Genomic DNA, 26907 nt, shown 5'->3' with positions numbered 1-26907 from the left:
CCTCACAGAATTCTGTGAGGCCTTTAAATATGATTGATGCTATTACCCAAAAATCACTTTAAAAATATCATTCCCGATTATGAATACCATTAAAGCAAGTAAGAATACCATACCTGCCTTCTGAGCATATTCAAGGAATTTATCTCCAGGCTTTCTACCCGATATCATCTCATAACTTAAAAACATCACATGCCCACCATCTAGTGCAGGTATAGGCAGTAAATTCATAAATGCCAGTACCATAGAAAGCAAACCAGTTAATCTCCAGAAACGCTGCCAGTCCCATTCGCCACCGTAGGCTTGGGCAATACCAATTGGCCCTGAAAGCGACTTTTGAACATTTAAATCGCCACTAAACATCTTGCCAAAGGCCTGAATTTGAGTAAAAATAACACCAAAGGCGCGCTCAGTTCCTAAGCCTATAGATTCACCAAAACCATAATCCCGTGTCACTAAAAATCCCTCCGGCAGCCCTACATACAATCCTAAAAGTGTATCTTGTTCAACCGCTGCCCTTAAATTAAGTAGTTGTCCCTCTCTTTTAACACTTGCCGTAACCGTATCACCTTCAAAAGACGTGATGATCTTTCGTACATCTCCGCCTTCAATTATTGGTTGGCTAGCCAGCGTCACAAAAATATCACCTTCTTTTAAGCCCATTCTTTCACCTAAGCTGCTAGGGTTCAGTTGGGAAACCGCTATCGGAACAGCAGGCAAAACAAATTTCCCAAATGCCTCTTTATCATTAAACTTATCTAAGAAGTCTGATGGTATTCTCACATTTACCATCTCACCATCGCGCTCAACAGTATAGTAGGAACCCGTGCCAAGAAAAACTTTGGTATCCATTACATCATTAAAATCCTGGAAATCTTTTCCGTTAATTTTAACGATCTTATCTCCTGTTTTTAGTCCAATTTCAGCTGCTAACTCTTTGGCAATAATACCACCATTGGCATTAACCTGATCTTTAGAAATGATCTGATCACCAAATAAAAATGTCAGAAAAATGAATATTACAATACCCGTAATAACATTGATGAATATCCCTCCTAACATTACAATTAATCGCTGCCATGCTGGCTTAGAACGAAACTCCCACGGCTGTGGCGGCTGTTTCATTTGCTCTTTGTCCATAGACTCATCGATCATTCCTGAGATTTTAACAAAACCTCCAAGTGGAATTGCGCTTAAGGCATACTCCGTATCCTTGTATTTAAAACTGAATATTTTAGGCGGGAAGCCAATTGAAAATTGTTCCACACGCATCCCAAAAAATTTCGCTGCTAACAGGTGGCCCATTTCGTGCAACCCAACTAAAATTGATAAGCTCAGAAGTATCTGAGCCGTCATTACTAATCCTTCCATCTATTTGTTTATAATCTCTATTGCTTTAACTCTTGTTTGTTTGTCTGTGCTTACATAATCTTCATACGTAGGCTTTTTTATAAAATCAATTTCTGCCATACATTGTTCTACTACTTCCGACATTTGTAAGAAACCAATTTCATCTTTCAAAAATGCTGCCACGGCCACTTCATTAGCTGCATTCAGCACACATGGCACATTACCACCTGCTTTTAAGGCATCAAAGGCCAATTGTAGGTTACGGAATGTCTTTATGTCAGGTTGTTCAAATGTGAGTGCCGGATAGTTTGTGAAATCAAATCGCGGAAAATCAGACTTTAATCGCTCAGGATAACCCATTGCATATTGTATCGGTAATTTCATGTCTGGTAAGCCCATCTGAGCCTTAATAGAACCATCTTCAAATTGCACCATTGAATGTATAATCGACTGTGGATGTACTATTACGTCCACCTGATCGGCTTTCAGACCAAATAACCATTTAGCTTCAATCACTTCGAGGCCTTTATTCATTAAGGAAGCGGAATCAATGGTAATTTTAGCACCCATATCCCAATTCGGGTGCTTTAATGCCTGGGCTTTTGTAACTGAAAGCAATTCTTCCTTAGACTTCCCTCTAAATGGCCCACCAGAAGCCGTTAGAATTATTTTCTCTATTGGATTATGAAATTCTCCTACTATACATTGGAAAATTGCCGAATGTTCAGAATCAACAGGGTAAATGTTTACGCCCTTATTTCTTGCTAGCTCGGTAATTAATTCTCCTGCAACAACCAGGGTTTCTTTATTGGCCAAAGCAATGTTTTTACCGGCCTCAATCGCTTTGATTGTTGGTGTTAACCCGGCATAGCCTACTAGTGCAGTAAGAACCAAGTCAACGGTTTCCATTTCAGCAACAGATGCTAATGCCTTTTCACCACAATACACTTTAATATCCAATGGATCTAGTGCCGATTGCACCTGGTCGTACATGTCTTCATTACCAATAACAACCGTATTGGGTTTAAACTCAGCAGCCTGTTCAATTAATAGTTTAGCATTATTCTGTGCTGTAAGAACTTCAATTTGAAATTTATCCTCATGCAGCCTTACTACATCTAGTGCTTGTGTCCCTATCGATCCTGTAGAGCCGAGTATGGCTATGTTTTTTTTATTCACCTTCTAACTCCCCCAGAATTTTATCAAGCAATGGCTTTATCTTGGGCAATTCGATTTCCACAACAGCCCATACCGCCCATAAATCAACTCCCATATAATCATGAATTAATTTGTCTCGCATTCCCGCCATTTGTTTCCAAGGAATAACGCTGTACTTTGTACGTATCTGTTCATTTATCTTTTTAGTTGCCTCTCCTATAATTTGCAGATTACGTATTACTGCATCTTGAACAAGTTTATTTTTTAGAAATTCTTGCTCATCTAAATCAGATGTATACTCAAGAATAGAATTTATGGCCTCTGTAATATGGGCTATATAAACACTGTTAACCTTCATTAAATAGAAACCAATTCTGATTCAATAAATGGCTTAATATGTTTACTTAGAGAGTTTTCAGTCACTAAATCAACTTTTATTCCAAGTGCCTCTGATAGCTGAAGCTCTAAATCAATAAGCTCAAATAGTGATATTCTTTGATCAAACTGAACAAGAATATCAAGATCACTATCGGCACGCTCATTATTTCTGGCGTAAGATCCAAAAACACCTATCTTACTTATCTTATATTTAGACATCTTAGACCTTATTATCGATATTTGATCTTGGCTCACCATTACTCAATCCATTTTTTCAAACCAATCTGCAATCTTCCTATCATTTGATAATCTAGGAACCTTATTCTGACCACCTAATTTCCCCTGAGATTTCATGTAATCAATAAACGCATTCTTTCTTAATTCCATGATTTTTAAACCTCTCAAAATATTACCAGTAATCAGGTCGTCATAATAGGTGTTTTGCTTTTGCAGCTGCAAATTTAACTCTTTTTCAAAGGCAGCCAAATCATTTGGTTTTTGAGCAAATTCTATATACCATTCGTGCAAAGGTAACCCTTCTTTGGGAGCTACATTCGGGGCAACAGTAAATTCGATTAATTCGGTTTCAGGGAACTTCTCACACGTATTTTTCATCGCCTTTTCCACCTCCTCGCCAATTACGTGCTCGCCAAAGGCAGAAATAAAATGTTTTATCCTGCCAGTCACCAACAACCTGTAAGGTTCTTTCGAAACAAACTTCACGGTATCGCCAATAGAATAACCCCACAAGCCCGCATTACTATTAATGATTAACGCATAATTTTTATTCAGTTCTACTTCATGAATCATCAATCTGGTTGGATTCTCGTCAAAATATTCTTCTGTTGGGATAAATTCAAAGAATATTCCGCTATTGAGCAAAATCAAAAGCCCGGGTTCTGTTTGTGAGTCCTGATAAGCGATAAATCCTTCAGACGCTGGGTAGGTTTCTACCGAATCAATTTTCTTTCCTATTGACTCTTCCAACTTAGCTCTATATGGCTCAAAATTTACACCACCATAAACAAACATGGAGAAATTAGGGAAGACATCTTTTATTTTTTTGCCATCCACTCTGGCCTGAATACGATCAAAATACATTTGTACCCATGGCGGGATACCGGATATTAGCGTCATATTCTTATCAATGGTCTCATCAATAATCTTCTCAAGTTTTGTCTCCCAATCATCAATACAATTGGTTTCATAGCTAGGCATCTGGTTAGTCCGTAAATAACCTGGCACATGGTGGTTTACTATACCAGATAATCTGCCTACATGAATTCCATTCTTCTTAGCTAGCTCCGGACTTCCTGAAAGGAATATCAATTTACCATCTAAAAAATCAGCTTTTCCTGTTTCAGCAACATACGCCAACACAGCATTTCTTGCACTCACAAAATGATTAGGTATTGAATCTTTAGTAATGGGAATATACTTTACACCTGATGTAGTACCTGAAGTTTTTGATAAATAAATTGGTTTACCCGGCCATAGTATATCAGGCTTGCCTTCCACCATTTCTTCGATATATGGTTTTAACTGCTCATAATCTCTAACGGGCACACGCTTTTTAAAGTCTTCGTAAGTATTTATTTGATCAAAATGATGGTCCCTGCCAAATTTCGTTTTCAATCCATTTGCTAAAAGGTTCTTAAATACTTTTTCCTGCGACTGCCTGGGTTGTGACGCCCATTTTTTCGTCTGGGCCGCAATGTATTTTGCAAATGGTTTACCTAAAAACGATCTGAATCCCATATTTTAATAATTTACTAGCTTCAAAGATGAAGATTATTAACATAATCAACCTCTAAACCAAAGGTTAAAAAACAACGCCAAACCTTAAATCCATATTTTCAGCTACATGTCCGTGCGCCTTCAAGCCAACGCCTACCTGAAACTTATTCCCCAGCTTGTAGAGCAACTCATAGCGCTGATAAAAACTGTTGCTAGTAGAAGGAAAAGGCCTATAAGCGTACCAACCCATTTGTTGATTGAATAGAATATTGCCAAATACAAAATTATGTCCAAGAACTATCCCTACTACTCTGTGATCGTAATCTTTACCCATTAGCTCTGCACTTCGTTTGTACGATTCATCGTTAACTAATTCCACTCCCATATTAAACGCATTCGTTTGTGTTAAATGAAATAAAACACCCGATGACAATCCCAATAGAAATTTACGTTCATTAACAGATACATCTTCATTGCTCACCTCAGGCATCGTGCCAAATAGTCGTACATAATAGAAAAGCTTCTTTTTTAAGTATTCGTTCTTTTCTCGATTTTCAAATTGGAAAGTATTCGTATTGTAGATAACACCCATACTAATTGTAGGGAAATTCATTCCCTTATTCGGTTGATTTAAACCGCCATTTGAAATGTGATTATAATTGAACCCTGCCTTCAACTCATACTTTTCGTTAATCGCATAAACACCATATAATCCTAAATGGATAATAAAACTCAAGTGGGAGCTAAAGAATAGGTTTTCAGGGTTGCTGTTTTCATCATAGAGCCTATTAACGTAAGTGAATCCAACACCACTACGCATCGTTAATTTCAGTCTGGATTTATAAGAAAGGTACGGCTCAGCAAAAAAAATTAGATTAGTTGAGCTTCCGAGCTGTTCTGGGTTTTGATAGTTGAAATAGGTGAATGAAGCGCCAATTTTTGTGTAGCAATTGCATTGATCCCAGGCTTTTTGACTTAATTTAAGTCTACTATAATCTAACTGCAATCCCCATAATGGCTCTTCAGTAACTGGTTTAAGCTCAGAAGAATGCGGGATAATTTTACCATAGTGTAACGATGATTCCCAACTGCTTATCTGAGAATAAACCGAAAATGACATACACATCAATATTAAAAGAATACATAATCTCATACCTTTTAAATTACTTAACAAATCTTAACTCTTACTAATGCAACACCTTACATTTTGTCACGTTTTAGAAAACAGCACAATTTTTGATATTTGATGGCAAACCAAAATATACCATGCGAAAGACTTTATCTATACTAACAATTTCATTTTTAGCAGGGCTAGCTGGCGCTTATACCTTTCATGAGCTGGCACAAAAAAATTTACCAGAATTAGCAACATATGAAGCAGATTCACTGAATAAATTTGCTCGCAATACTTTTGAAGAATCCCCAAAATCAGCTTCATCGCTGCGCGATGCATTACCAACAGATATAAATGATGACTTTATTACAGCAAGCAAGCTAAGTACTTCGAGTGTGGTATATATCAAAAATATTTCGGAATACACCTATTCAAGAAGCTACCTGGATTGGTTCTTTGACCGGGAGCCGAGCAAAACGCAGCAAGTGAGTAGTGGTTCAGGCGTTATTTTTTCAAAAGATGGCTACATAGTTTCGAATAATCACGTTGTAAATGGTGCCGACAGGTTGGAAGTAGTTTTCAACAAAAAGGTTTATGACGCTAAACTTGTGGGTACCGACCCATCCACAGACTTAGCTGTTCTAAAAATTGAAGGAAAGAATTTGCCGAATATCCAGATCGGAACAGCCAAAAGTTTACAAGTAGGTGAATGGGTAATTGCCGTTGGTAACCCATTTAACTTAACTTCTACAGTAACTGCCGGAATTGTAAGTGCCAAAGGCCGGGAAATAAATATTTTAGAAGGTAAATTTCCTATTGAATCTTTCATCCAAACGGATGCAGCTATTAACCCTGGGAATAGTGGTGGCGCTTTGGTAAATAAGAAAGGCGAATTGGTGGGAATTAATACCGCTATTTTAACACGAACAGGCACTTATAATGGCTATGGCTTTGCCGTACCTGTAGATATTGTAAAGAAAATAGTAGGCGACATCATTGAGTATGGCGAAGTTCAAAAGGCCTTCTTCGGTGGCGAGGTTCGCGATTTCGATTCTTCAGTAGCTGAAAGATTAGATATTGATATTGATTCTGACAATATTGAAGGCGTGCTGTTAACGTATGTTCAAGAAGATGGCTCATCTTACAAGGCAGGTCTAAAAGAAGGAGATATCATCGTGAAGTTTGATGAACGATCAATCAATAGCCGTAGTGAGTTTGAAGAAGAATTGAGTTATCACTCACCAGGGGATAAAATCAGCTTAACCTATAAACGAAAAGGTGAAATCAAAACAGCCTCATTAGTTTTAACTAATAGAGAAGGAACAACATCGATACTCAAGCGCGAGATTTTTACTTCAGAGTCGCTAGGGGCTAATTTCGAAACTGTGCCAAAAGTAGAGCGCGATCTGCTAGGTATCGAATATGGTGTTAAAGTATTTAATATTCAAAATGGATTGATTAAAAGAATAGGTATTACAGAAGATTTTATCATTACAGACATAAATAGAAATGCCATAAAAGACCCTGAAAGGCTCGTTAATATACTGGAGAAAATTCGTGGTAGGGTTATTATCGAAGGTGTGAACAGTAAAGGAAGGTCCGGTTACTATTCTTTTTATCTTAGGTAGTTAACGCTTTGAAATATGGTTGTGGGAGATTGATTTTTGCCTAGAACTTTTAAATCGAGTACCAACTTCGGTGTGCTTTTGGGCATGTTTTGTTGATCTTCCCTGAACCCTCTTGCGCCACATTCTAAAACTGGAGGGTTTCATGTTTAAGCGCATGAGCTTGATTACTTCTTTCTCGGATACGCCAAATTGATCTTCAATGGCATTAAAGGGAGTTCTATCTTCCCAGGCCATTTCAATAATTCTGTCGATTGTTTGCTCTGTTAATATCACAATGAAGTAACACGGGCACCAGGAAAAATGTTTGAAGGGCTATACGAAAAAACCTCCCTTTCTTAATCCACTTTTGGTTAATCGGGGGAGGTCTTTTTCGAATCAATCAGAACTTGATATCTAAGGTCACCCTTTTCTGATAAAAGTAAATCCCCCAAAGAGTGGGATTTTTCAAAAATCATCGTTTATAGCCTTTAAATAGTGCTTTTTTACCCAATAAATAGTAATATTCTTTACTTTTAACAAGCGCAATAAACTCATTCCCCACTTTCCATTTGTTTTCTATATTGGTGTAAATATCCTTTTCATAAACAAAACCTTTACTTATAAACACAATAGAATTGCCGAAAAAATTAAAACTCTCTACACCAAGGGCATTGATAGTGTATAGATAATTGCCTAAATTATCGAATACTAAAACCCCACTTTTCTTATCGCTAATAAATAAAAGGTTCTGATGCTCTCTAATATGAGTGATTTCATAATTATCCGGATCAAGTAATAGATCAAATGGACGTTCAATTTCTACTTGATCAAATGATTGATTGTATTTAATCAAACTAAATTTCGAATAATCTACCAACCACAAGTTATTATCCAACGATGGTGCTGCCATTCCAACAAAAGAAGAAGCTATATTTAAATTAAATCTGTTTTCGCTGACAAGAAACCGGTCAAGATAAACCACCTCCTGAAGATCTGAATAACTAACGAACAACTTTAGCGGATTCCATGCTTCCAATACCGCAATGTTCCCTTTTCTCGATGGTGAATATTCCGCTTCAAGCTTAAGCGACTGGTTATATTGAAAAACATTGCCCAGCTCATCGCCAAGATAGACATTGCCAAGCCTGTCAACCGAAATTTTATCAATATTATCAACTTGGATACTATCCGTATAAATCAATTGTCCAAATGCATTTGAAATAACAAACAGACAACAGAGTGTAATATTAATCTTCAAAGGTAAGTAATTGATAATCTTCACCATCGTAAACACCATAGGTACAATAATTGACCCATTCGCCAAGGTTAATATATTTAGAGTTCTCTCCTACTTCTAAATTTAATGGCAAGTGCCTATGCCCAAATATGTAATAATCGTGATGCTCTTTCTTTTCAACATCCTTACAGTATTGCCACAAGTACTCTCTATCGCCCAAAAACTTATCTTCCTCTTTCTTAGTGTTACTAACGCGGCTGCTATGGGACCAACGGGTTGCAAATCCAATTCCAAAGTTTGGATGGAATCTTGCAAACAACCACTGGCTTATTTTAGACTCAAAAATTCGCTTCAAAAACTTATACATATGGTCGCCCGGTCCCAAGCCATCTCCATGGCCAATAAGTAATTTTTGATTACCCACAATCAGCTGCTGCGGATCGCGATACACAGGAATGCCCAATTCTGTTGGAAAGTAATCAAACATCCACATATCATGGTTGCCTGTAAAAAACACGATAGGAATACCGGAGTCTTTAATTTCTGCTATTTTTCCAAGTAAACGAATATAGCCCTTGGGCACAGCATGCTTATACTCAAACCAAAAATCAAAAATATCACCTACTAAATAAATGGAATGGGCATCTCCTTTCACCTGATCGAGCCAACGAACGATCTTCTTTTCTCTTTCCAAGCTGGTTGCCTTATTTGGTGCGCCCAGGTGGAAATCTGAAGCGAAGTATACCTTCTTGCCATTAAGGCTTTGGATGTTATCGTGAACTTTAAATTGCATCGCTCCAAAAATAAAAAATCAAGCGCTTACACGCCTGATTCCTTTATATAGTTATTTCTTTAAATGATTAATCTTCGCCACTAACGTTTTTATCAACATCATTAGCGGTTACTTCTTCACTCGTTTGATCCTCAGGCTTTTCTTCTTGATCAGTAGCTTTATCCTCTTCTTTATTCGCCTTCCCATTAGTGTTGTTGGTAAATGCTTCATAAGAAGTTTGGTGCTCAAAAGGCCTTTTTCCAATCAATCTCTCCAAATCTGTCTGGAAAATAATTTCTTTCTCTAACAGTTCCTTAGCGAGAATCTCAAGCTTATCTCTTTTGTCTTTTAACAAATCGAGTGTTCTTTTATACGCTCCTTCAATTAAGTTTCTTACTTCAGAGTCTATTGTCTCAGCAGTAGTATCAGAATATGGCTTTGTGAAATTATAATCACTTTGCTTGGAGTCGTAGAATGAAACGTTTCCGATTTTATCATTCATACCATAGACAGTTACAATACTGTAGGCTAGCTTAGTAACCCTCTCCAAATCGCTTAGCGCTCCTGTAGAAATTTTCCCAAAGGTTAGTTCCTCTGCAGCTCTACCGCCCAATGCCATGCACATTTCATCCATTAGCTGTTCGGTTTGATATAAGAACTGCTCTTTCGGCAAATATTGAGCATAACCTAATGCAGCTACACCTCTTGGAACGATACTCACTTTAACCAACGGGTCAGCATGCTCTAAGAACCAACCAGCTACTGCATGGCCTGCCTCATGGTAAGCAACAATTTTCTTTTCTTCAGGAGATATTATTTTATTCTTTTTCTCCAACCCTCCAATCACACGATCAATGGCATCATGAAAGTCTTGAAGATGAACTGCTTCTTTATCTCTTCTGGCTGCGATTAGTGCTGCTTCATTACACACATTGGCAATTTCTGCACCTGCAAAACCAGGAGTCTGAGCAGCTAATTTTTTTGGATCAACATCCTTAGCCATTTTCAACGGCTTCAAATGCACTTTAAAGATTGCCTCACGGCCCACGATATCCGGTTTATCAATACTTATTTGTCTGTCAAAACGGCCAGGTCTCATCAAGGCAGAGTCTAGCACATCTGGTCTGTTTGTGGCAGCAAGAATGATTACCCCCGAATCCGTTGAGAAACCATCCATCTCTACGAGTAACGAGTTCAATGTATTTTCACGCTCATCATTAGAGCCAGGCATTTGTCCTCTACCTCTAGATCTACCGATTGCGTCAATTTCATCTATAAATACAATACAAGGTGCTTTTTCTTTGGCTTGCTTAAATAAATCCCTTACCCTGGCAGCACCCACACCCACAAACATCTCCACGAAATCAGAACCTGATAATGTGAAGAAGGGTACGCCTGCTTCCCCAGCTACTGCTTTTGCCAACAATGTTTTACCTGTTCCCGGAGGGCCTACAAGCAATGCGCCTTTAGGTATTTTACCACCTAGTTTTGTGAATTTACTTGGCGTTTTTAGGAAGTCTACAATTTCTTTTACCTCTTCTTTGGCCTCATCAAGACCGGCAACATTATCAAAGGTGATTTTTACCTTGTTCTCAGCATCGAATAAAGCAGCTTTAGATTTACCAATATTGAAAATTTGTCCTCCTGGGCCACCGCCACCTGTCATTCTACGCATCAAGAACCAGAAGCCTAACAATATAAATAGTAAAAAGCCCCAATTCCACATCATGTTAACGAAGTCAGACTTGTCGTCATATTCTACATCTACCTGCTGGTCCCTAGGAAGTTTTTTGCTTAGCTCGTCATAGCTATCAAGGAAACTATCAATGGTGCCTACTTTGAGTTTGTAATGCGGCCCGGTATTCACACCAAACGTATTATTCTTTTCTAATTCGGCTTTATATTTCGCATTTTGCAGAGCCTCTGGTTTCAGGGTTACCTCCACATAATTCTGATTTCTCACCAAAACCACGCGCTCAACATCGTTGCTAAGCATCATATTCTCAAACTTGGTCATGGTAATCGGAATCAGGTTACTGGCTCCGTTAAAATATGTTATCCCAAATATTAAGGCTATTAATGCAGCAATGATCCAAACCTGATAGTTTGGTCTTTGCGGTTTAGGTACAAGTTTTTTCTTATCTGGCATTACTTAAATTGTTTCTCGTTTGCAACGATTATAAATACTTATTGTTTAGGCTTCTATGGAAATAATTTTGGCATCACCCCATAAATTCTCGAGTGAGTAATATTCTCTTTTCTCTTTTTTAAAGATGTGAGCAACTACATCAACATAATCTAACAGAAGCCATTCTTTATTAGATTTTCCTTCTTGATGCCATGGGTTTTGTTTTAATTCTTTGTGTACTTGCTCATCTACGGAATCAGCAATAGCATCAATCTGTGTATCGGAGTTACCAGAACATATTACGAAATAGTCCGCAACTGCATTTTTTACATTTCTAAGATCAAGAACAACGATGTCAGAAGCTTTCTTCTCCTGCATACCCCTCACCACAACCTCACTTAACAATTCGGAAGGAGCTAGACCCTTATTTACATCCATTCAGTATCTTTGGTTATACGTATCAAAACTACAAAAATACTTGTATAAAATTCTTGCCAAAACTTTATTTATGGGCAAAAAGGTAATTTACCTGCCATCTTGTCACTCAACTAATGACGTGGCGTCCGACCTTATCAGAAATGGCTCACCTCAAGAGGGTACAGTCGTGATAACAGACCATCAAACAGCGGGTAAAGGTCAAAGGGGTAATTCTTGGTATTCTGAGCCCAAAAAAAACCTGACTTTCTCGATTATATTGCATCCCAGGTATTTAACGGCTACCGATCAGTTTTACCTGAACATTGTAGCATCACTAGCTATATACGATGTACTAAGCAAATATGTAAATCACGTGAAAGTGAAATGGCCTAATGACATTTATGTTAAGTCCAAGAAAATTGCAGGCATCCTCATTCAAAACACCATAAAATCAAACCGTATAGAGGATAGCGTTTTGGGTATTGGATTAAACATCAATCAACAACAGTTCGAACTAGAATCGGCCACATCTATTTTCAAAGAAACAGGTATTGAGTTCAACCTTCAGAATGTTCTTGCAGATTTAATTCAAAGCCTGGAAAACAACATTTTCAAGCTTAGAGCCAACAATGTAGCTAATTTAAAAGAACAATATCTAAGTAACCTTTTAGGCTATGAAGAAGAGCGGCTGTTTAAGTCTGACTCTGAATTTAGAGGAAGGATCATTGGCATATCTAAAGACGGGAAATTGCAGATTGAAACTTTTACCGGATTAAAAGAATTCAACTTTAAAGAAGTGAGCTTTTTATAGCCCTGTCTCCGTTCGTGTAATATTTCATAAGATCATATCTAAATCTATTGAATTTGTGTCCCTTTAAAAGCAATTTTATGCTTTTGGATAATCTTAAAACTATGAAATACATTATTACTGTAGCGCTAGCTTTCGCTCTGTCATTGGCAACAGGCCAAAAGCTTGACATGGACTTTATGAACGACCTGCAGCCCAGGAGCATTGGCCCTGCAGGAATGAGTGGTCGTGTTACGGCCATAGATGCAGTTCATTCAAATAAAGACATTATTTATGCCGGTACAGCCTCAGGTGGATTGTGGAAGTCAGTGAATGGCGGTATCAACTGGGAACCCGTATTTGATGACGAAAAAGTAATGAGCATCGGTGCTGTGGCCATACAACAAAACAACCCAAATGTAGTATGGGCAGGCACTGGTGAAGGAAACCCTCGAAATAGCTTAAACGGTGGATTCGGACTTTATAAAAGTTTAGATGGTGGAAAAAGTTGGAAGCTGATGGGCTTAGAAAAAACCAGGAACATTTACCGAATCAAAATTGATCCCTTAAACCCAAACACCGTTTATGTTGGGGCAATCGGTAGCCCGTGGGGCGAACATCCTGAAAGAGGCGTTTACAAAACAACTGATGGTGGCAAAACATGGAACAAAATATTATTTGTAGATAATAAAACTGGGTGTGCCGAATTGGTGATGGATCCTACCAACCCCAATAAGCTAATTGCTTCTATGTGGGAGCATAGAAGAAAACCATGGACATTCTCATCTGGTGGGCCGGGTTCTGGACTTTATATGACCGTAGATGGCGGTGAAAATTGGAAAAAACTCACGAAAGATGATGGCATCCCCGATGGTGATTTGGGTAGAATAGGTCTAGCCATCTCTCAAAGCAATCCAAACAGATTATATGCATTGATTGAATCAAAGAAAAACGCCCTTTACAAATCTGATGATGGTGGTTATAAATGGACAATGGTTTCGGACAAGACAAACGAGATTGGCGACAGACCATTTTACTACTCTGAAATATATGTTGATCCTATTAATGAGAATAGACTATATACTGTTTTTACTTATGTGAACGTAAGCGAAGATGGTGGTAAAACATTCACGCAACTAATGGATGCTTACAACACCACACACGGAGTTCATCCAGACCATCATGCATTTTGGATTCACCCTGAAGACCCGGAGTATATTATCGAAGGAAATGATGGCGGTCTGAATATCTCCAGGGATAGAGGAAAATCGTGGCGATTTGTAGAAAACCTACCTCTGGCACAGTTTTATCATATTAATGTTGATAACGACTATCCATACAATGTGTATGGAGGAATGCAAGACAATGGCTCCTGGATCGGGCCAGCCTATGTTTGGAAATCTCAGGGAATAAGAAATGCTTATTGGCACGAGATTTCATTTGGTGATGGGTTTGATGTTATGCCGGATCCGGACGACAACAGATATGGTTACTCTATGTGGCAGGAAGGTTCGTTGTTACGATATGATCGGGTTACAGGTCACTTTCGTTATATGCAACCAACGCATCCTGATCCAAAACAGCGATTGAGATTTAACTGGAATGCCGCATTAGCACAAGATCCTTTTAATAAATCAACTATATACTATGGCAGCCAGTTTGTACATAAAAGCACTGACAAAGGTGTTACGTGGGAAATCATTTCTCCAGATTTAACCACTAATAACCCTGATAAGCAAAAGCAGTATTTGAGCGGTGGTTTAACTATGGATGCCACAGGTGCTGAAAATAACACCACCATTTTGGCTATTTCTCCATCTCCAGTGAAAGAAGGCATCATATGGGTTGGAACTGATGACGGATATGTGCAGGTAACTCGCGATGGAGGCAAGTCATGGCAAAATGTTACCCAGAATATTACAGGAATGCCAAAAGAATCTTGGGTAGCTCAGGTAAAGCCATCTACCTACAATGCCGGTGAAGCATTTGTAGTGGTTAACAACTATAGAAACTTCGATTTTAAGCCGTATTTATTCAGAACAACTGACTATGGTGCCACCTGGAAGAATATGGTCAATGAATCTGAAGTTTGGAACTACACTCTTTCTTTCATTCAAGACCCTGTTGAGCCTAATCTTATGTTCCTTGGGTCAGAAGGTGGATTATATGTAAGTATTAATGGTGGTGCGAACTGGCAAAAATGGACGAATGATTATCCTAGCGTGCCTACCATGGATTTGGTCATTCATCCAAGAGAGCATGATCTTGTTATTGGTACTTATGGTAGAGCTGCCTATGTTTTAGATGATATCAGACCATTGAGAAGCATTGCCAGTCAATCAAGTATTTTGAAAAGTACATTGAAAGTATTTGAAGCGCCTACTGCTTATCAATCAATAAGTCAGGAAGCCTCAGGAACCCGCTTTGTTGCTGATGCCATATTCAATGGTGAGAACCGAAGACAGGCTGCAATGCTTACCTATTTGATAAACAAGCCTGAAAAGGAAAAGAAGGAAGCCGAGGAAACTTCAAAAAAGAAAAAAGGTAAAACTGAAGAGCCTGTAGAGAAAACTGAAAAAGAGGAAATTAAATATGATTCTGTAAGAATTGATATTTATAATGCCGAGAATTCATTGATCCGAACATTGAAGTTCAGTGCACCTGATAAAAATGGTATTCATAGAACGTACTGGTACATGAATGAGAAAGGCCTTCACTCACCATCGAGAACAGCTCCGGCAGATAATGCTTCCGAGCCAGGTGGCGTGCAGGTGGTGCCTGGCACTTACAAAGCTGTGTTTAACTATGGCGATAAAAAGGATTCTACTTTTATAAAAGTAGTCTTCGATCCACGAAAAGATGTTGCTAATGCTACCCTTCAGGCTTTGCATGATTTCAACAAGAAAATTGAAAGCAACTACAGTATTGTGGCCAAGGCTACTCACCGATTGGCGGAGTCTAAAAGTATTTTGGATGACTATCTAAAAAGAATGAAAGAAAAAGATGAGAAAGGATTTAAAGAACTGATTGACAAAACTCAAGCCGCTAAGGATAGCATTGGTCAATTATTTATTCCACTCATAGGTGAGGACAATTCCACCAAACAAGGTATAATAGCGACAGAGTTTCCCACTGTGGATGACCGATTTCAGAGTGTATACTTCTATTTAGCTACCACTTTACACAAACCGGGAGCAACTGAAGAGCGATTATTAAATCAGGCTATTGAGATGATGAAACCCGAGATCGAAAAAGTAGATAACTTCTTTGCTACTACATGGAGTAGTTTAAAAACGGAATTAGAAAAAGTTGACCTCTCGCCTTTTAAAGAATATGAGCCTTTGAATAAATAATTAGAATGAATTACTTCGAAGCCCTTGCCAAAAGCAAGGGCTTTTTTGTTACTTTCATCTAATGGATTATCAACGAATACTGGAGGAAATTGCTGATGAAGTAAAACCGATTCTAAAAAACGGGATAGTGGCGAATTATATTCCTGAACTCGCCAAAGTACCTCAAGATAAATTTGGCATGTACTTGCTAACGCTCGACCAGGAGACTTATGCTGTTGGCGATTATGACGAAAAATTCTCTATCCAAAGTATCTCAAAAGTTTTTATGCTTGCCATGGCCGTTGGCAAGTGCAAAGAAAAAGTGTACCGAAGAGTTGATGTTGAGCCTTCTGGCGACCCATTCAATTCATTGGTTCAATTAGAGTACGAAGAAGGTATTCCTCGTAATCCTTTTATAAATTCAGGCGCATTGGTGGTAACAGACATGCTCATTTCTAACCTTGATGACCCAAGAGGTGAGTTTTTAGAGTATGTGAACAACCTAACCGGCCAAGATGACATCAAATACAACGAGAAGGTGGCAGCAAGTGAGAAACTTCATGGCTTTAAAAATGCAGCCATGGTTAACCTCATTAAATCTTATGGCAACATTCATAATGACATTGAAGATGTCCTCGATTTATATTTCGATTTCTGCTCTATTGAAATGACATGCCATGAACTAGCTAAAGCATTCCGAGTATTTGCGAATCATGGAAAGGGTGTTATTGACTCGCACCGATATTTAACAAAAAGCCAGTTTAAAAGAATAGCAGCAATAATGCTTACCTGCGGATTCTATGATGAGGCCGGTGAGTTTGCATTTCGCGTAGGCTTGCCAGGAAAAAGTGGCGTAGGTGGCGGTATTGCCGCTATTCTGCCCAATGAATATAGCATTGTGGTTTGGAGCCCCGGACTCAATAAAAAAGGGAATTCTTATGCAGGCATGAAAGCACTTGAGCTATTTACCAGTAAAACAGCCTCCTCTATTTTTTAAAATTGGGCAAAAAAAGAAGTGCTCCGGTCAAGAGCACTTCCAAGGTCAAAAACTCAAAATAATAGGATAAATATTTTTATCCCAATAACAACACTGCTAATATAACAAAGAATTAGCTAAAATGATTTGAGCATGTAAGCTTTTTATTCAAAAGAAGTTAAAAGGCTAACTCCCTGAAGCTTTCCGTTCTGTTTATAACTCTCAGCCTTTACCATACCTACATCTTTGGCAATCCAATCAGTTCCTTTCATTTCAATGGACATCATAGTTTTAGAGATGATTTTATAAGACACTTTATAACATTCAAACGTGCCTGCAGGCGTAGTAATACTTTCCTTACCCTCCACCTTCCTGTCAGTAATTTTTGTCTCCATTGTAAATGGAATTTGCCCTGAGATAGTGATAGACGCATCAGGTAATTCATCCCCCACGTTCAGGTTTTCTGGTATCACCATGTTTTCTGTGTCAATCTGTAAGTCCATATCCTCAAAAGACTCCATCATTTCCTGAGGAAAAAACCTCGACATATCCATAGAAATAGTTCCATCATCGCACGTCATTTCAATTTCATTTTCCAACTCCAGCTTATCTTTTTTATCGTAGCTCTTAAACGCCAATGTTGCTTCCCAACCGCTTGATGTTTCCGTAAGTGATTTGACAGTATTTACCTGACGCGAAGTAACCTTCTCCTTATCAGTATAATTAGTAATCTCCCAGGTAGATCCCTCTTTAAAATTATAGAAGGGATTGCACTGAGCATAAGAAAATTCAAAAAGCAAGCATAGACAAAGTGTTAATAGTGTTCTCATAGTTAATGATTTGGTTGGAGGGAATGTACCAAACCTAAAGCAGAAAAAAAAGCGTAATTAAGTGTTCATTATCGAACAATTTAGTACATTACTGAACATCCGTTTAATTATTATCAGTGTTTAAACGCTTTCAGGCATTTGGCACCATATTTAGTATAGTACTCTGAGCCAAAAAATAACCACGTGGAAAAATCCGGTAAAATATTAATGATCGATGATGATGAAGATGTGCTATTAGCCGCTAAGCTTCTACTTAAAAAACATTCACATCACGTGATCATCGAAAAAAATCCAAAGAAGATTCCTTTCTTACTAAATAATGATACGTATGATGTGATTTTGCTTGACATGAATTTTAGCAAAGACATTACCAGCGGTAAAGAGGGTTTTTATTGGTTGAATCAAATATTACAAAAAGATCCATCTGCTGTTGTGATATTAATTACAGCCTATGGTGATGTTGAAATGGCCGTTAAGGCACTAAAAGAAGGTGCTACCGACTTTGTGCTCAAACCTTGGCAAAACGAAAAACTTATAGCCACCATTTCTACGGCCATTAAGTTGAAAGAATCATACAAAGAGGTTGATAAGTTAAAAAAGGCCAAAGAATTGCTAGAAGCAGAAATCAATCAGCCTTTTAAAAGTATTATAGGAAAGAGCAGGGCCATACGTGAAGTTTTTTCTCTTATAGACAAAGTAGCTGAGACAGATGCCAACGTTCTGATACTCGGTGAAAATGGAACTGGTAAAGAGTTAGTGGCAAGGGCCATTCATCAGCGTTCTAAACGAAAAGCCAACTCATTTATTAGTGTAGATATGGGGGCAATTTCCAATAGTTTATTTGAGAGTGAGCTCTTCGGGCATAAGAAAGGTGCCTTTACTGATGCCAAAGAAGATAAAACTGGCAAATTTGAATTGGCTCATGAAGGCACACTGTTTTTAGATGAAATTGGCAATCTCAACACATCACTACAATCAAAAATACTGTCGAGCCTCCAGAACAAAGAAATTACACCATTAGGCAGCAATGAAAGCAAAGAAATTGATATGCCTCTGGTGAGCGCCACCAATATGGATTTAAATGAAATGGTTAGTTCAGGAACATTCAGACAAGATTTACTTTACAGGCTCAATACAGTTGAAATAAAAATACCTGCTCTAAGAGATAGACCTGAAGATATTCCTCTTCTGGCGAACCATTTTTTAGACAAGTACGCTAAAAAATATAGGAAGAGCGTAAATAAGATTTCTGGTGAGGCGCTGGATTACCTTAAACGCTATGACTGGCCGGGAAATATCAGAGAGCTGGAACATGCTATTGAAAGGGCAATAATTATGAATGATTCAGAAGTTATTGAAGCCGCAAACTTCTCTTTTTTAAGCAATTCTAATAGTGCGAGCGATGATATTTTATCTGGTGATCTCAACCTGGATACTGTAGAAAAAAATGCGATTAAGAAGGCCATCAGTATTCATTCGGGCAACATATCTAAAGCTGCAGATGAGCTTGGCTTAACCAGAGCATCACTTTACAGAAGGCTGGAAAAGCATGGACTTTAGTGATTTAAAAAAGAATGCACTAGTAAGAGTGGGGTTGCTAACACTCACACTATTTATTTTTTGCTACACTCTTTTTAATGATGGCTTCATAATTACTCAAATTATATTAATTGCTTTAGCCGGCCTTCAGGTCGTTTCTATGATCAAATTCCTCAGTTCGAAAAGTAACGATAATGAGGACATCCACTTATTTCTTAAAACCTTATCAGATGAAGAAATAAAGAAAAAATACCCGATCAATACCGAGAACAGCAATTTGAATGCGCTTCATGCCGCACTCAACAAGTTTATAACCAATAATTCATCAAACAAAAAAGAAAAAGAAGCCGATTTTCAGTACTTAAAAAATATTGTTCAACATATTGGTATCGGCATCATCACTTTTAAAAAGAGTGGTGCAGTGCAAATCTGTAATTCCGCTGCCAAAAAATTATTGCGCACAGAGAACCTCAAAAATATCCATGACCTCAAATCTATTAATCCGGTATTGGTAGATACCATTATTCGCTTGAGAACTGGCGGACGAGATCTTGTGAAGATTGAACTGAACGGAGAGATCTTCCAATTGGCCATTTATGCCATAGAATTAACCCTTAGAGGTGAAGTTTATAAACTTATCTCACTTCAAAATATACAAAGTGAATTGGAGGAAAAAGAAATGGAGGCTTGGCAGAATCTAGTTCGTGTTTTAACGCACGAAATAATGAACTCCGTAACCCCAATCAGCTCATTGGCCAACACGGTAGACCAGGAATTGCAATCTCAACTGGCTAATGGCCAGGAGATTAATCAGATGAGTAATGAAGATGTTGAAGACCTACATTTGGCTTTACAAACCATTAAAAAAAGAAGTGAAGGACTAATTAAATTTGTAAGGGATTTTAGGAACCTCACACAAGTGGCTACTCCCAGTTTAAAGGAAATTGACATTGAAGAATTGATAACTGATATTTTGTTACTTCTTAAAAAAGAAATTGAAAACAATCAGATTGAAGTTCATAAAAATATAACCCCTGATATAAAAATTAAGGCAGACAGGCACATGATTGAACAAGTGCTTATCAACTTACTAAAAAATGCTACGCAGGCGTTTGATGAGCAATCGAATAAATTAATACAAGTTACTGCAGAGCTAGATGAAAAAAACAGGCCGGTGATCATCATAGCAGATAATGGTAACGGAATTGAAGAAGAGGCACTGGAAAAAATATTTATACCCTTTTTTACAACCAAAAAAGATGGTTCAGGTATTGGTTTAAGCCTCTCAAGGCAGATTATGAGGAAACACCAGGGTAGTTTAAGTGTTAAATCACAAATAGATGAGGGTACACAGTTCTTTTTGCGATTTTAATAATTTTCATAGATTTACGGATTGCTTTTTATAGATTCAACCAATGGATATAAATAATACAATCACCAAAATATTAGTGGATAAGTTAGGTATAGCAGAAACAGAGGTAACTCCTGATGCCAACTTCATCAAAGATTTAGGAATAGACTCACTTGACTATGCAGAATTGGTGATGGAGTTTGAGCAGACTTTTAATATCAGGATTCCTGATGAAGATGCTGAACAATTACAGACAATCAATCAGGCGGTAGCTTATATTGACAAAAAAATGAAATCTTAGACGCTCAACGCCAACGTCTCTTCCGTTTTGGCGTAGTATTCCGGGCAACAAACCTTAATTTCTGTTCTAATAGCCGAAATTTTCGTGTTATTTACATGGAGGATAATTTTACCTTCTTTGCCACAATTAGGGCATTTAAGAAGCTCAACATCTTGCCTCAACGATTCACAAAGCATGTCCACCACCTGAGCCTCTCTTGGGGTAATGTTCAATTGATCAATACTGAGTGATACTTTCATTTAGTTGGTAAAATATGAATTAATGTGTGCTAATAAAAACGTTTGGCGCCACAAAGGTAACCACTATTCTGAAGAAAAAGATTCTGGTGACTCAAAAACGTTACAGAGCTTAACTCCTTTTTCCATTTCAATAGAAGTAAAAGGTCGATGACTACCCCCAATTTCATTAACTAAAGTCCACGAAAATGACTCTTCATTCCACTTTACAATGGCCTTATCTGTACCAAAAAGCAGTATATCACCTTCATATATTTCGCTCCCGCTTTTATCATGCAGCCCGGTAAATTGTAATAACACGTGGTCTTCCTTTACTAAAACACCCTTCACGCAATCAATTTGATTTAATCGCATCAGAAGTTTTGTATCCTTGTTCCATGCTTTGAATTTAAATTGTCGTGCCAATGTGTCTACCTATTTGTTTGAGTAATAGTTTTTTCCAAGCTTCTTTATTTCAAAATGCTTAATAATATTCGTTGTTCAATATTAATTAAACATGCACATAGTCTATCAAACCCATTTATCTTTCAAAATAACAAATTCAATTGATGAATTCGTCTGTATCATGACTTTCCAATTTAAAATTAATCCTGAGCTTTAAATTAATTTTAAACCCGATGGTAAAAGTATTTGAAGGCACTGGATTAAAATCACTTTTGGCGTTACTAACCAATCACGCAAAGGAGCTTCATGAATTACGGAGGCATAATAACCTGATAAGTATACTATGGAATAGATGTGAGCGACCAGTTACCTTTTTTGTGGATGGAGCTGAAACTACGCTGTTGCCAAATCAAATTACCACGTATACGTATCTGCATATTCTTGAATTCCCTGAAGACACACCTGAACTAACGTCATTTAATTTTAATCGGGAGTTCTATTGCATCATCGACCATGATCAAGAGGTTTCCTGTAATGGAATTTTATTTTTCGGAAGCTCCAATCAACATATTATTAATCTGGAAGCAGAGGAAGCTGATAAATTTGAAATGCTCTTTAGTGTGTTTATTGATGAATTTAGCACATGCGATACCATACAGGAAGAGATGTTACGAATGCTCTTAAAAAGAATGATCATAAAGATAACCAGGCTGGCAAAGAAGCAGGTTATACAAACAGCAATGGATGACAACCAAGTAGACCTAATTCGCAAATTTAATGTACTTGTTGAGCAGAATTATAAACTAAAACACCAGGTTTCAGACTATGCAGAACTACTCTTTAAATCACCTAAGACATTATCCAATTTATTTTCTAAGTACAGCAATAGCACTCCTCTTCAGATTATCCAAGAACGGATTATTTTAGAAGGAAAACGCCTTTTACTTTACACCGATAAGTCCGTGAAGGAAATTGCCTATGAACTTGGCTTTGAAGATGCCGGTGGCTTTCACAGACTTTTCAAGCGAATATTAAAGCAAACTCCTCTGGAATTTAAACAGGAAATGAGGGTATCCAAACCCATCATTTAAAACAAATGACAAATAATAGGAAGTATTGACACTCTATTGGGAAAAGTAGCCTCTCACCAGCCTTAGTTGTTGCCGTAAAATTGTGGTGTTATCAATACAAACAATTTAAACATTAAACAAACGATTATGGCAACGCAAATAAATGTTCCAACAAAAAATGAAGTAAGTGCCAACAATCAGGCAATATTTGATCAGCTCGAAAAAGGACTAGGTTTTGTACCTAACCTTTACGCTACGTATGCTCACAACGACACGGCCCTAGCCGACTACCTTGCACTTCAAAACAGAAAAAGTACATTAACAGCTAAAGAAAGAGAAGTTATTAACCTGGTAGTTTCTCAAGTGAATGAGTGTGAATATTGTTTAGCAGCTCATACAGCCATTGGTAAAATGAACGGTTTTACCGATGAGCAAATTTTGGAGATTAGAATTGGTAATGTTTCATTCAATGAGAAATTAAATGCTCTCGCAGCTTTTGTAAAAAATATTACTGAAAACAGAAGTAAACCAAGCTCTGATGCCGTTGATAATTTATTCAACGCTGGCTATACAAAAGCCAACTTGGTGGATATTATCATGGTAATAGGTGATAAAATCATCAGCAACTTTATACATGGTGCTACTCAAATTCCTGTAGACTTCCCAGCTGCACCTGAATTAGAGACTATTAACGCATAATTGAATTAACCCTTAAACTATTATAAAATGGAAAACTTAATAAAATCAATACTTGTGGTAGTAGCGCTAAGCTTCAGTTCAATAGTTCTAGCTCAAACTCCTGAAAGGGTGAAACTATCTCAAACGCCCGGCAAGTTCACACAAACAGAGTTAACCCTTGAAGCAGGTAAACAATACATTTTCGAAGTATCAAATGAAGGTGTTAATCATGAGCTGGGTTTTGTAATCGCCCCAAAAGGAATGACAGATCAGAAAAATCATATTCCTGAAGCGTATTTAAAGAAAACCATTAATGATGGTGAGAAGGCCGAATCAAAAACGGTAACCTTGGAAAAAGGAGAATATGTTTATTTCTGCCCTTTAAACCCAACTCCTCAATATAAGATTGTGGTGAATTAAATTAACTTACTATCTTTCTACTAACAAACCCTCATTATTTGAGGGTTTGTTGTTTTTAGTTATAGAACAATTAGCTATATAGTACGTTAATTTTGTTAAATCAAATCCACTCATATGTCATCAAAATTTTGGTCTAAAATAAAAGCGTTGGGTGCTTTAGTAATTGTATTTCTGTTGGTTTTTGCGACTAATAAAATGGATAAGAATCATTTTAAAATGATTCAAAAGTCGTTCTCTTCGGTATATGAAGACCGGCTGGTGGCTAAAGATTATATCTTTAAAATCTCCAGGCTTTTAGATATCAAGAAGAATGATTTAATCACTGGAGAAATATCGAAGATCAATTTTAACATAAATGACTCTATCAATACGGTTGTTAATAAGTATTCAAATACACGTTTAACTTCCCGTGAAGAAAAATCAATGAATTTACTCAAGAAAAAGCTTACTAAACTTTATGAAATAGAGAGCTTAGGTGATAACTCTGGGAGAGCCTTACAAATTGCAGAAGTATTAAGTGAGTTGGATAAATTAGCCGAAATACAAATGCTGGAAGCAAAAAGAGAGCTTGATAAATCGAATAGGCTTGTAGAAAGTAGTAATCTCATTTCTACATTAGAAATTTGGACATTAATTTTAATAGGAATTATAATTCAATTACTCATCTTTTTTAAACCTCTTAAATAATGGGTGTTATTTTTCTATCAGGAATTGCTCCAGATTGGTTCCCTTTAAATCGTCAGGCTCATCAATATCATTAAGTTCAGGTAGCAAAGAAAATGTTAATCCAGCACGACCGATTAGTTCTTTGGTTTGGTTAAACACTTCTGAATGACTCCAGGCACTTAATTTAAATAGTGAATCTGCCGGTTGAGATAAACCAATAAGATAATAACCTCCATCTTTTGCTGGGCCAATAACCACATCATGATTTGAAAGCTGATCAAAGGCATCATTTATAATTTGAGGTGTTAGATCATAAATATCAGTACCAATAAGCACAACCTTTTTTGCATTTTCATTGAATGACTCATTGATGGCTGTTGCCATTCGAACACCGAGTTCTTTTTTTACCTGTCGCCTCTTTTCAAAGGTGTTATTATCCCATGAATCTTCACGATCTACAAATGAAGAATAATATACTATCTTACGGGCTTTTATGTTGGCGGTAACCCGTTGTGCTCGATGAATTAAACTATAATAAATAGCCAGCGCGACATCGTCTCCTAGTTTAGTGCCAATACGAGTCTTAGTGCTACCTAATTCCGGGTTTTTAGCAAAAATAATCAGATGATTAGTCATATACTTTTACACCTTTGTGTAAGTATTTGGACCAATTCTTATTATATGTATGCACACTGTCAGTAGGTTGGTTTTTTTCATTGATAACAGTGTGATCAGTATTTTTCCAATCGAAAATGCCGCCATATAAATTGAGCACGTTATTATAACCTAACTCCTGCAACTTCTCGCCAATTTTTTCACTACGATACCCAACAGAACAATAAACTACAATCTGCTCCTCTTTAGGTATCCCCCGAACCATTTCGGGTTTAAAATCATCATAGTCAATAAATTTTGCGGCCGCAATCTTACTAACTTCATATTCTTTGGAGGATCTTGTATCCAGCAGAATTAGATTAGGATTTTTCTGTAATAAGGTGTCTAATTCAGCACTGGTCACCAATGGCACTGTATTCTTTAAAAGTGATGATACTTTTTTATTAAAATCTTCTTGTGCGTACATACTATTACAGGCTACAAGGGTAAATACTAAAAAAATGTAACTAGGCACCTTTTGCCAACCAGGGAGTTCTTTTCTTAGAAACTGCATAAATCTCATAAATTAAAACTGCTATCACCACTATATATTCTACTACAACTACTAACATGTTTTCCTGAAAACCTGTTTTGGTATACCCTAAATAAGTAAAAAATATCAACAGTGACCATACTATTGAATATCTGTATTTAGTGAAGACAGATAGAAAAATAATTGTGGTAATGTACCAGGGATGAACGATTGTTGATAACAGTAAATACGTAGTAAGTGCTAACATCATCAACTCGAATATATTGACACTTTTTCGATAAAAAATACTAAGGGCCACAATACTTAAAAAGGAGAATAGTGCCAATAACTTGCCTGCAAAACCGATGATATTATAACCTTTTATCCAAAATCCTACTTCTCTGACGATATAATATATACTGGCGTTAAACTCAAATTTTTGAAAATAAAGACCAAGGCTTTCGCTCATTCCTGTAATAAACTCAGGACGGAACAACGGAAAAAAGAATAATGACGAAAAAATCAATATTGCCAAATACCATTTTAATAAGGGTTTAGCTTTCAATCGCCTTAATAAAAGAGGTAAAAACATGATTGGAATTAACTTACTGGCAATACTAGCAGCCATAAAAAATCCTGATCTGATCATTGAATACTCATGGATCAGATAAACAGATAATAGTAAGAAGAAAATCATAAATGCCTCAAAATGAAGGTTTCCCGTTAGCTCCAGGATTACTAATGGGTTTAAAGCATAAAGTAAAATATTTCTTTTGGGCAGGTTATAACGCTGCAGCAATTTGATTCCAATGAAAATAGAGCCAACTTCCGCCAAAACGATCAATGATTTAATAATTATACAGCTTAGATAAATTGAATCAGTAACGTATGTTGATACCCAATAAACGAATTGTGCAAAAGGCGGGTAAATCGTAAAATACTCTGGTGAATTCAATTTTGAATAAAGTGGCTGATCTAACCCCGCAACTTCATTCCCTTTAATCATATAAAATGACGGCACTTCAGTGAACGGATGAATACCCGCATTTAATAATCTTCCATCCCAAATAAATCTATATATATCATCTGATAGCGAAGGAAAGGCACCAACCAATATCAACCTGATAACTATTGCCAAACCCAACAGGTAATTAATAGTTATTGCAGAATAAGAATACTTTCTAACCAGTATTAAATAGAAAATGAACACCAGACTATACGAAGAAATAAGCGTGAAGCTTTCAAATCTGTGGGTGTTAAATGCTATTTGGACATAGAGCAAAATGCTTGAGGCCATTAATAACCACAGCAGCTTA

General features: G+C 37.2%; 28 protein-coding genes. 11 read left to right on the top strand and 17 right to left on the bottom strand.

Translation table 11 applies throughout. From position 1 onward, the window contains the following. Window positions 1-42: 42 nt before the first annotated feature. From rseP to RLO81_RS02150, 6 genes are all read right to left on the bottom strand, one after another. A complete protein-coding gene (gene rseP, locus RLO81_RS02175; protein WP_350106564.1) occupies window positions 43-1368 on the bottom strand; it encodes an RIP metalloprotease RseP in 1326 nt (441 codons plus the stop codon). Next, on the bottom strand, window positions 1369-2526 hold the full coding sequence (locus RLO81_RS02170; RefSeq protein ID WP_350106561.1) for a 1-deoxy-D-xylulose-5-phosphate reductoisomerase: 1158 nt from the start codon (window positions 2524-2526) through the stop codon (window positions 1369-1371). Next, complete coding sequence (locus RLO81_RS02165; RefSeq protein ID WP_350106558.1) at window positions 2519-2863, bottom strand: HepT-like ribonuclease domain-containing protein; 345 nt, start codon at window positions 2861-2863, stop codon at window positions 2519-2521. The genes RLO81_RS02170 and RLO81_RS02165 overlap by 8 nt, the downstream gene beginning before the upstream one ends. After that, window positions 2863-3102 (bottom strand): nucleotidyltransferase family protein, encoded by a 240-nt coding sequence (locus RLO81_RS02160; RefSeq protein ID WP_350106555.1) that lies wholly within the window; start codon window positions 3100-3102, stop codon window positions 2863-2865. The genes RLO81_RS02165 and RLO81_RS02160 overlap by 1 nt, the downstream gene beginning before the upstream one ends. A 42-nt stretch (window positions 3103-3144) precedes the next feature. Next, entirely contained in the window at window positions 3145-4641 is a 1497-nt protein-coding gene (locus RLO81_RS02155) for a GH3 auxin-responsive promoter family protein (protein ID WP_350106552.1), read from the bottom strand. Between the two features lie 64 nt (window positions 4642-4705). Further along, a complete protein-coding gene (locus RLO81_RS02150; RefSeq protein ID WP_350106549.1) occupies window positions 4706-5740 on the bottom strand; it encodes an acyloxyacyl hydrolase in 1035 nt (344 codons plus the stop codon). 146 nt (window positions 5741-5886) lie between these two features. On the opposite strand from RLO81_RS02150, the gene RLO81_RS02145 reads away from it, so the two are divergent. Next, window positions 5887-7362, top strand: a complete 1476-nt coding sequence (locus RLO81_RS02145; protein WP_350106546.1) for a S1C family serine protease — start codon at window positions 5887-5889, stop codon at window positions 7360-7362. On the opposite strand, the gene RLO81_RS02140 is transcribed toward RLO81_RS02145, so the two are convergent. The 5 genes from RLO81_RS02140 to rsfS all read right to left on the bottom strand — a co-directional run bounded on the left by RLO81_RS02140 (window position 7363) and on the right by rsfS (window position 11916). Next, window positions 7363-7632 (bottom strand): TIGR03643 family protein, encoded by a 270-nt coding sequence (locus RLO81_RS02140; protein ID WP_350106570.1) that lies wholly within the window; start codon window positions 7630-7632, stop codon window positions 7363-7365. A 181-nt stretch (window positions 7633-7813) separates the two neighbouring features. Next, entirely contained in the window at window positions 7814-8599 is a 786-nt protein-coding gene (locus RLO81_RS02135) for a hypothetical protein (RefSeq protein WP_350106543.1), read from the bottom strand. Continuing rightward, on the bottom strand, window positions 8589-9371 hold the full coding sequence (locus RLO81_RS02130; RefSeq protein ID WP_350106540.1) for a UDP-2,3-diacylglucosamine diphosphatase: 783 nt from the start codon (window positions 9369-9371) through the stop codon (window positions 8589-8591). Before RLO81_RS02130 ends, RLO81_RS02135 begins: the two co-directional genes overlap by 11 nt. A 67-nt stretch (window positions 9372-9438) precedes the next feature. Beyond that, on the bottom strand, window positions 9439-11499 hold the full coding sequence (ftsH, locus tag RLO81_RS02125) for an ATP-dependent zinc metalloprotease FtsH (protein WP_350106537.1): 2061 nt from the start codon (window positions 11497-11499) through the stop codon (window positions 9439-9441). A 45-nt stretch (window positions 11500-11544) separates the two neighbouring features. Continuing rightward, the gene (gene rsfS, locus RLO81_RS02120) at window positions 11545-11916 is read right to left on the bottom strand and encodes a ribosome silencing factor (protein WP_350106534.1); all 372 of its coding nucleotides are present in this window, start codon (window positions 11914-11916) and stop codon (window positions 11545-11547) included. A 70-nt stretch (window positions 11917-11986) separates the two neighbouring features. On the opposite strand from rsfS, the gene RLO81_RS02115 reads away from it, so the two are divergent. From RLO81_RS02115 to RLO81_RS02105, 3 genes are all read left to right on the top strand, one after another. Beyond that, window positions 11987-12706: a biotin--[acetyl-CoA-carboxylase] ligase gene (locus tag RLO81_RS02115; protein ID WP_350106531.1), complete on the top strand. Its 720-nt coding sequence runs from the start codon at window positions 11987-11989 to the stop codon at window positions 12704-12706. A gap of 101 nt (window positions 12707-12807) precedes the next feature. Further along, the gene (locus RLO81_RS02110; RefSeq protein WP_350106528.1) at window positions 12808-16035 is read left to right on the top strand and encodes a WD40/YVTN/BNR-like repeat-containing protein; all 3228 of its coding nucleotides are present in this window, start codon (window positions 12808-12810) and stop codon (window positions 16033-16035) included. A gap of 61 nt (window positions 16036-16096) precedes the next feature. Next, complete coding sequence (locus RLO81_RS02105; RefSeq protein ID WP_350106525.1) at window positions 16097-17011, top strand: glutaminase; 915 nt, start codon at window positions 16097-16099, stop codon at window positions 17009-17011. Between the two features lie 143 nt (window positions 17012-17154). Here the strand turns inward: RLO81_RS02105 and RLO81_RS02100 are convergent, their stop codons facing one another. Then, window positions 17155-17820, bottom strand: coding sequence for a TapB family protein (locus tag RLO81_RS02100; RefSeq protein WP_350106523.1), 666 nt, complete (start codon window positions 17818-17820; stop codon window positions 17155-17157). 207 nt (window positions 17821-18027) lie between these two features. Between RLO81_RS02100 and RLO81_RS02095 the strand changes: the two genes are divergently transcribed. From RLO81_RS02095 to RLO81_RS02085, 3 genes are read left to right on the top strand one after another with little or no spacing between them, the layout of a single operon-like run. After that, entirely contained in the window at window positions 18028-19380 is a 1353-nt protein-coding gene (locus RLO81_RS02095) for a sigma-54-dependent transcriptional regulator (RefSeq protein ID WP_350106567.1), read from the top strand. Then, window positions 19370-20731, top strand: coding sequence for a sensor histidine kinase (locus RLO81_RS02090; protein WP_350106520.1), 1362 nt, complete (start codon window positions 19370-19372; stop codon window positions 20729-20731). Before RLO81_RS02095 ends, RLO81_RS02090 begins: the two co-directional genes overlap by 11 nt. Window positions 20732-20774: 43 nt before the next feature. Beyond that, on the top strand, window positions 20775-21011 hold the full coding sequence (locus RLO81_RS02085) for an acyl carrier protein (RefSeq protein WP_350106517.1): 237 nt from the start codon (window positions 20775-20777) through the stop codon (window positions 21009-21011). Here the strand turns inward: RLO81_RS02085 and RLO81_RS02080 are convergent. Together RLO81_RS02080 and RLO81_RS02075 are read right to left on the bottom strand one after the other, a co-directional pair. Further along, a complete protein-coding gene (locus RLO81_RS02080) occupies window positions 21008-21250 on the bottom strand; it encodes a hypothetical protein (RefSeq protein WP_350106514.1) in 243 nt (80 codons plus the stop codon). The two genes, RLO81_RS02085 and RLO81_RS02080, sit on opposite strands and share 4 nt — an antisense overlap. Window positions 21251-21313: 63 nt before the next feature. Then, window positions 21314-21652, bottom strand: coding sequence for a YopX family protein (locus tag RLO81_RS02075; RefSeq protein WP_350106512.1), 339 nt, complete (start codon window positions 21650-21652; stop codon window positions 21314-21316). A gap of 212 nt (window positions 21653-21864) precedes the next feature. Between RLO81_RS02075 and RLO81_RS02070 the strand changes: the two genes are divergently transcribed. The 4 genes from RLO81_RS02070 to RLO81_RS02055 all read left to right on the top strand — a co-directional run bounded on the left by RLO81_RS02070 (window position 21865) and on the right by RLO81_RS02055 (window position 24486). After that, a complete protein-coding gene (locus RLO81_RS02070; protein ID WP_350106510.1) occupies window positions 21865-22722 on the top strand; it encodes a helix-turn-helix domain-containing protein in 858 nt (285 codons plus the stop codon). Between the two features lie 126 nt (window positions 22723-22848). Beyond that, window positions 22849-23400: a carboxymuconolactone decarboxylase family protein gene (locus RLO81_RS02065; protein ID WP_350106508.1), complete on the top strand. Its 552-nt coding sequence runs from the start codon at window positions 22849-22851 to the stop codon at window positions 23398-23400. A 27-nt stretch (window positions 23401-23427) separates the two neighbouring features. Continuing rightward, window positions 23428-23799, top strand: a complete 372-nt coding sequence (locus RLO81_RS02060; RefSeq protein WP_350106506.1) for a cupredoxin domain-containing protein — start codon at window positions 23428-23430, stop codon at window positions 23797-23799. 114 nt (window positions 23800-23913) lie between these two features. Further along, a complete protein-coding gene (locus RLO81_RS02055; protein ID WP_350106504.1) occupies window positions 23914-24486 on the top strand; it encodes a hypothetical protein in 573 nt (190 codons plus the stop codon). Between the two features lie 6 nt (window positions 24487-24492). Here the strand turns inward: RLO81_RS02055 and RLO81_RS02050 are convergent, their stop codons facing one another. From RLO81_RS02050 to RLO81_RS02040, 3 genes are read right to left on the bottom strand one after another with little or no spacing between them, the layout of a single operon-like run. Next, window positions 24493-25101: a TIGR04282 family arsenosugar biosynthesis glycosyltransferase gene (locus RLO81_RS02050; protein ID WP_350106502.1), complete on the bottom strand. Its 609-nt coding sequence runs from the start codon at window positions 25099-25101 to the stop codon at window positions 24493-24495. Further along, window positions 25094-25546 carry a rhodanese-like domain-containing protein gene (locus RLO81_RS02045; protein WP_350106500.1) on the bottom strand — a complete coding sequence of 151 codons (453 nt, stop codon included), beginning with the start codon at window positions 25544-25546 and terminating at the stop codon, window positions 25094-25096. Before RLO81_RS02045 ends, RLO81_RS02050 begins: the two co-directional genes overlap by 8 nt. Window positions 25547-25586: 40 nt before the next feature. Then, window positions 25587-26888, bottom strand: coding sequence for an MptA/MptB family glycosyltransferase (locus RLO81_RS02040; RefSeq protein WP_350106498.1), 1302 nt, complete (start codon window positions 26886-26888; stop codon window positions 25587-25589). Window positions 26889-26907 lie beyond the last annotated feature (19 nt).

It is taken from the genome of Fulvivirga sp. (assembly GCF_040220315.1).
Classification (GTDB): Bacteria; Bacteroidota; Bacteroidia; order Cytophagales; family Cyclobacteriaceae; genus Fulvivirga.
The sequence above is the reverse complement of the archived record's forward strand: the minus strand, read 5'-3'. Positions and strand labels throughout refer to the sequence as shown.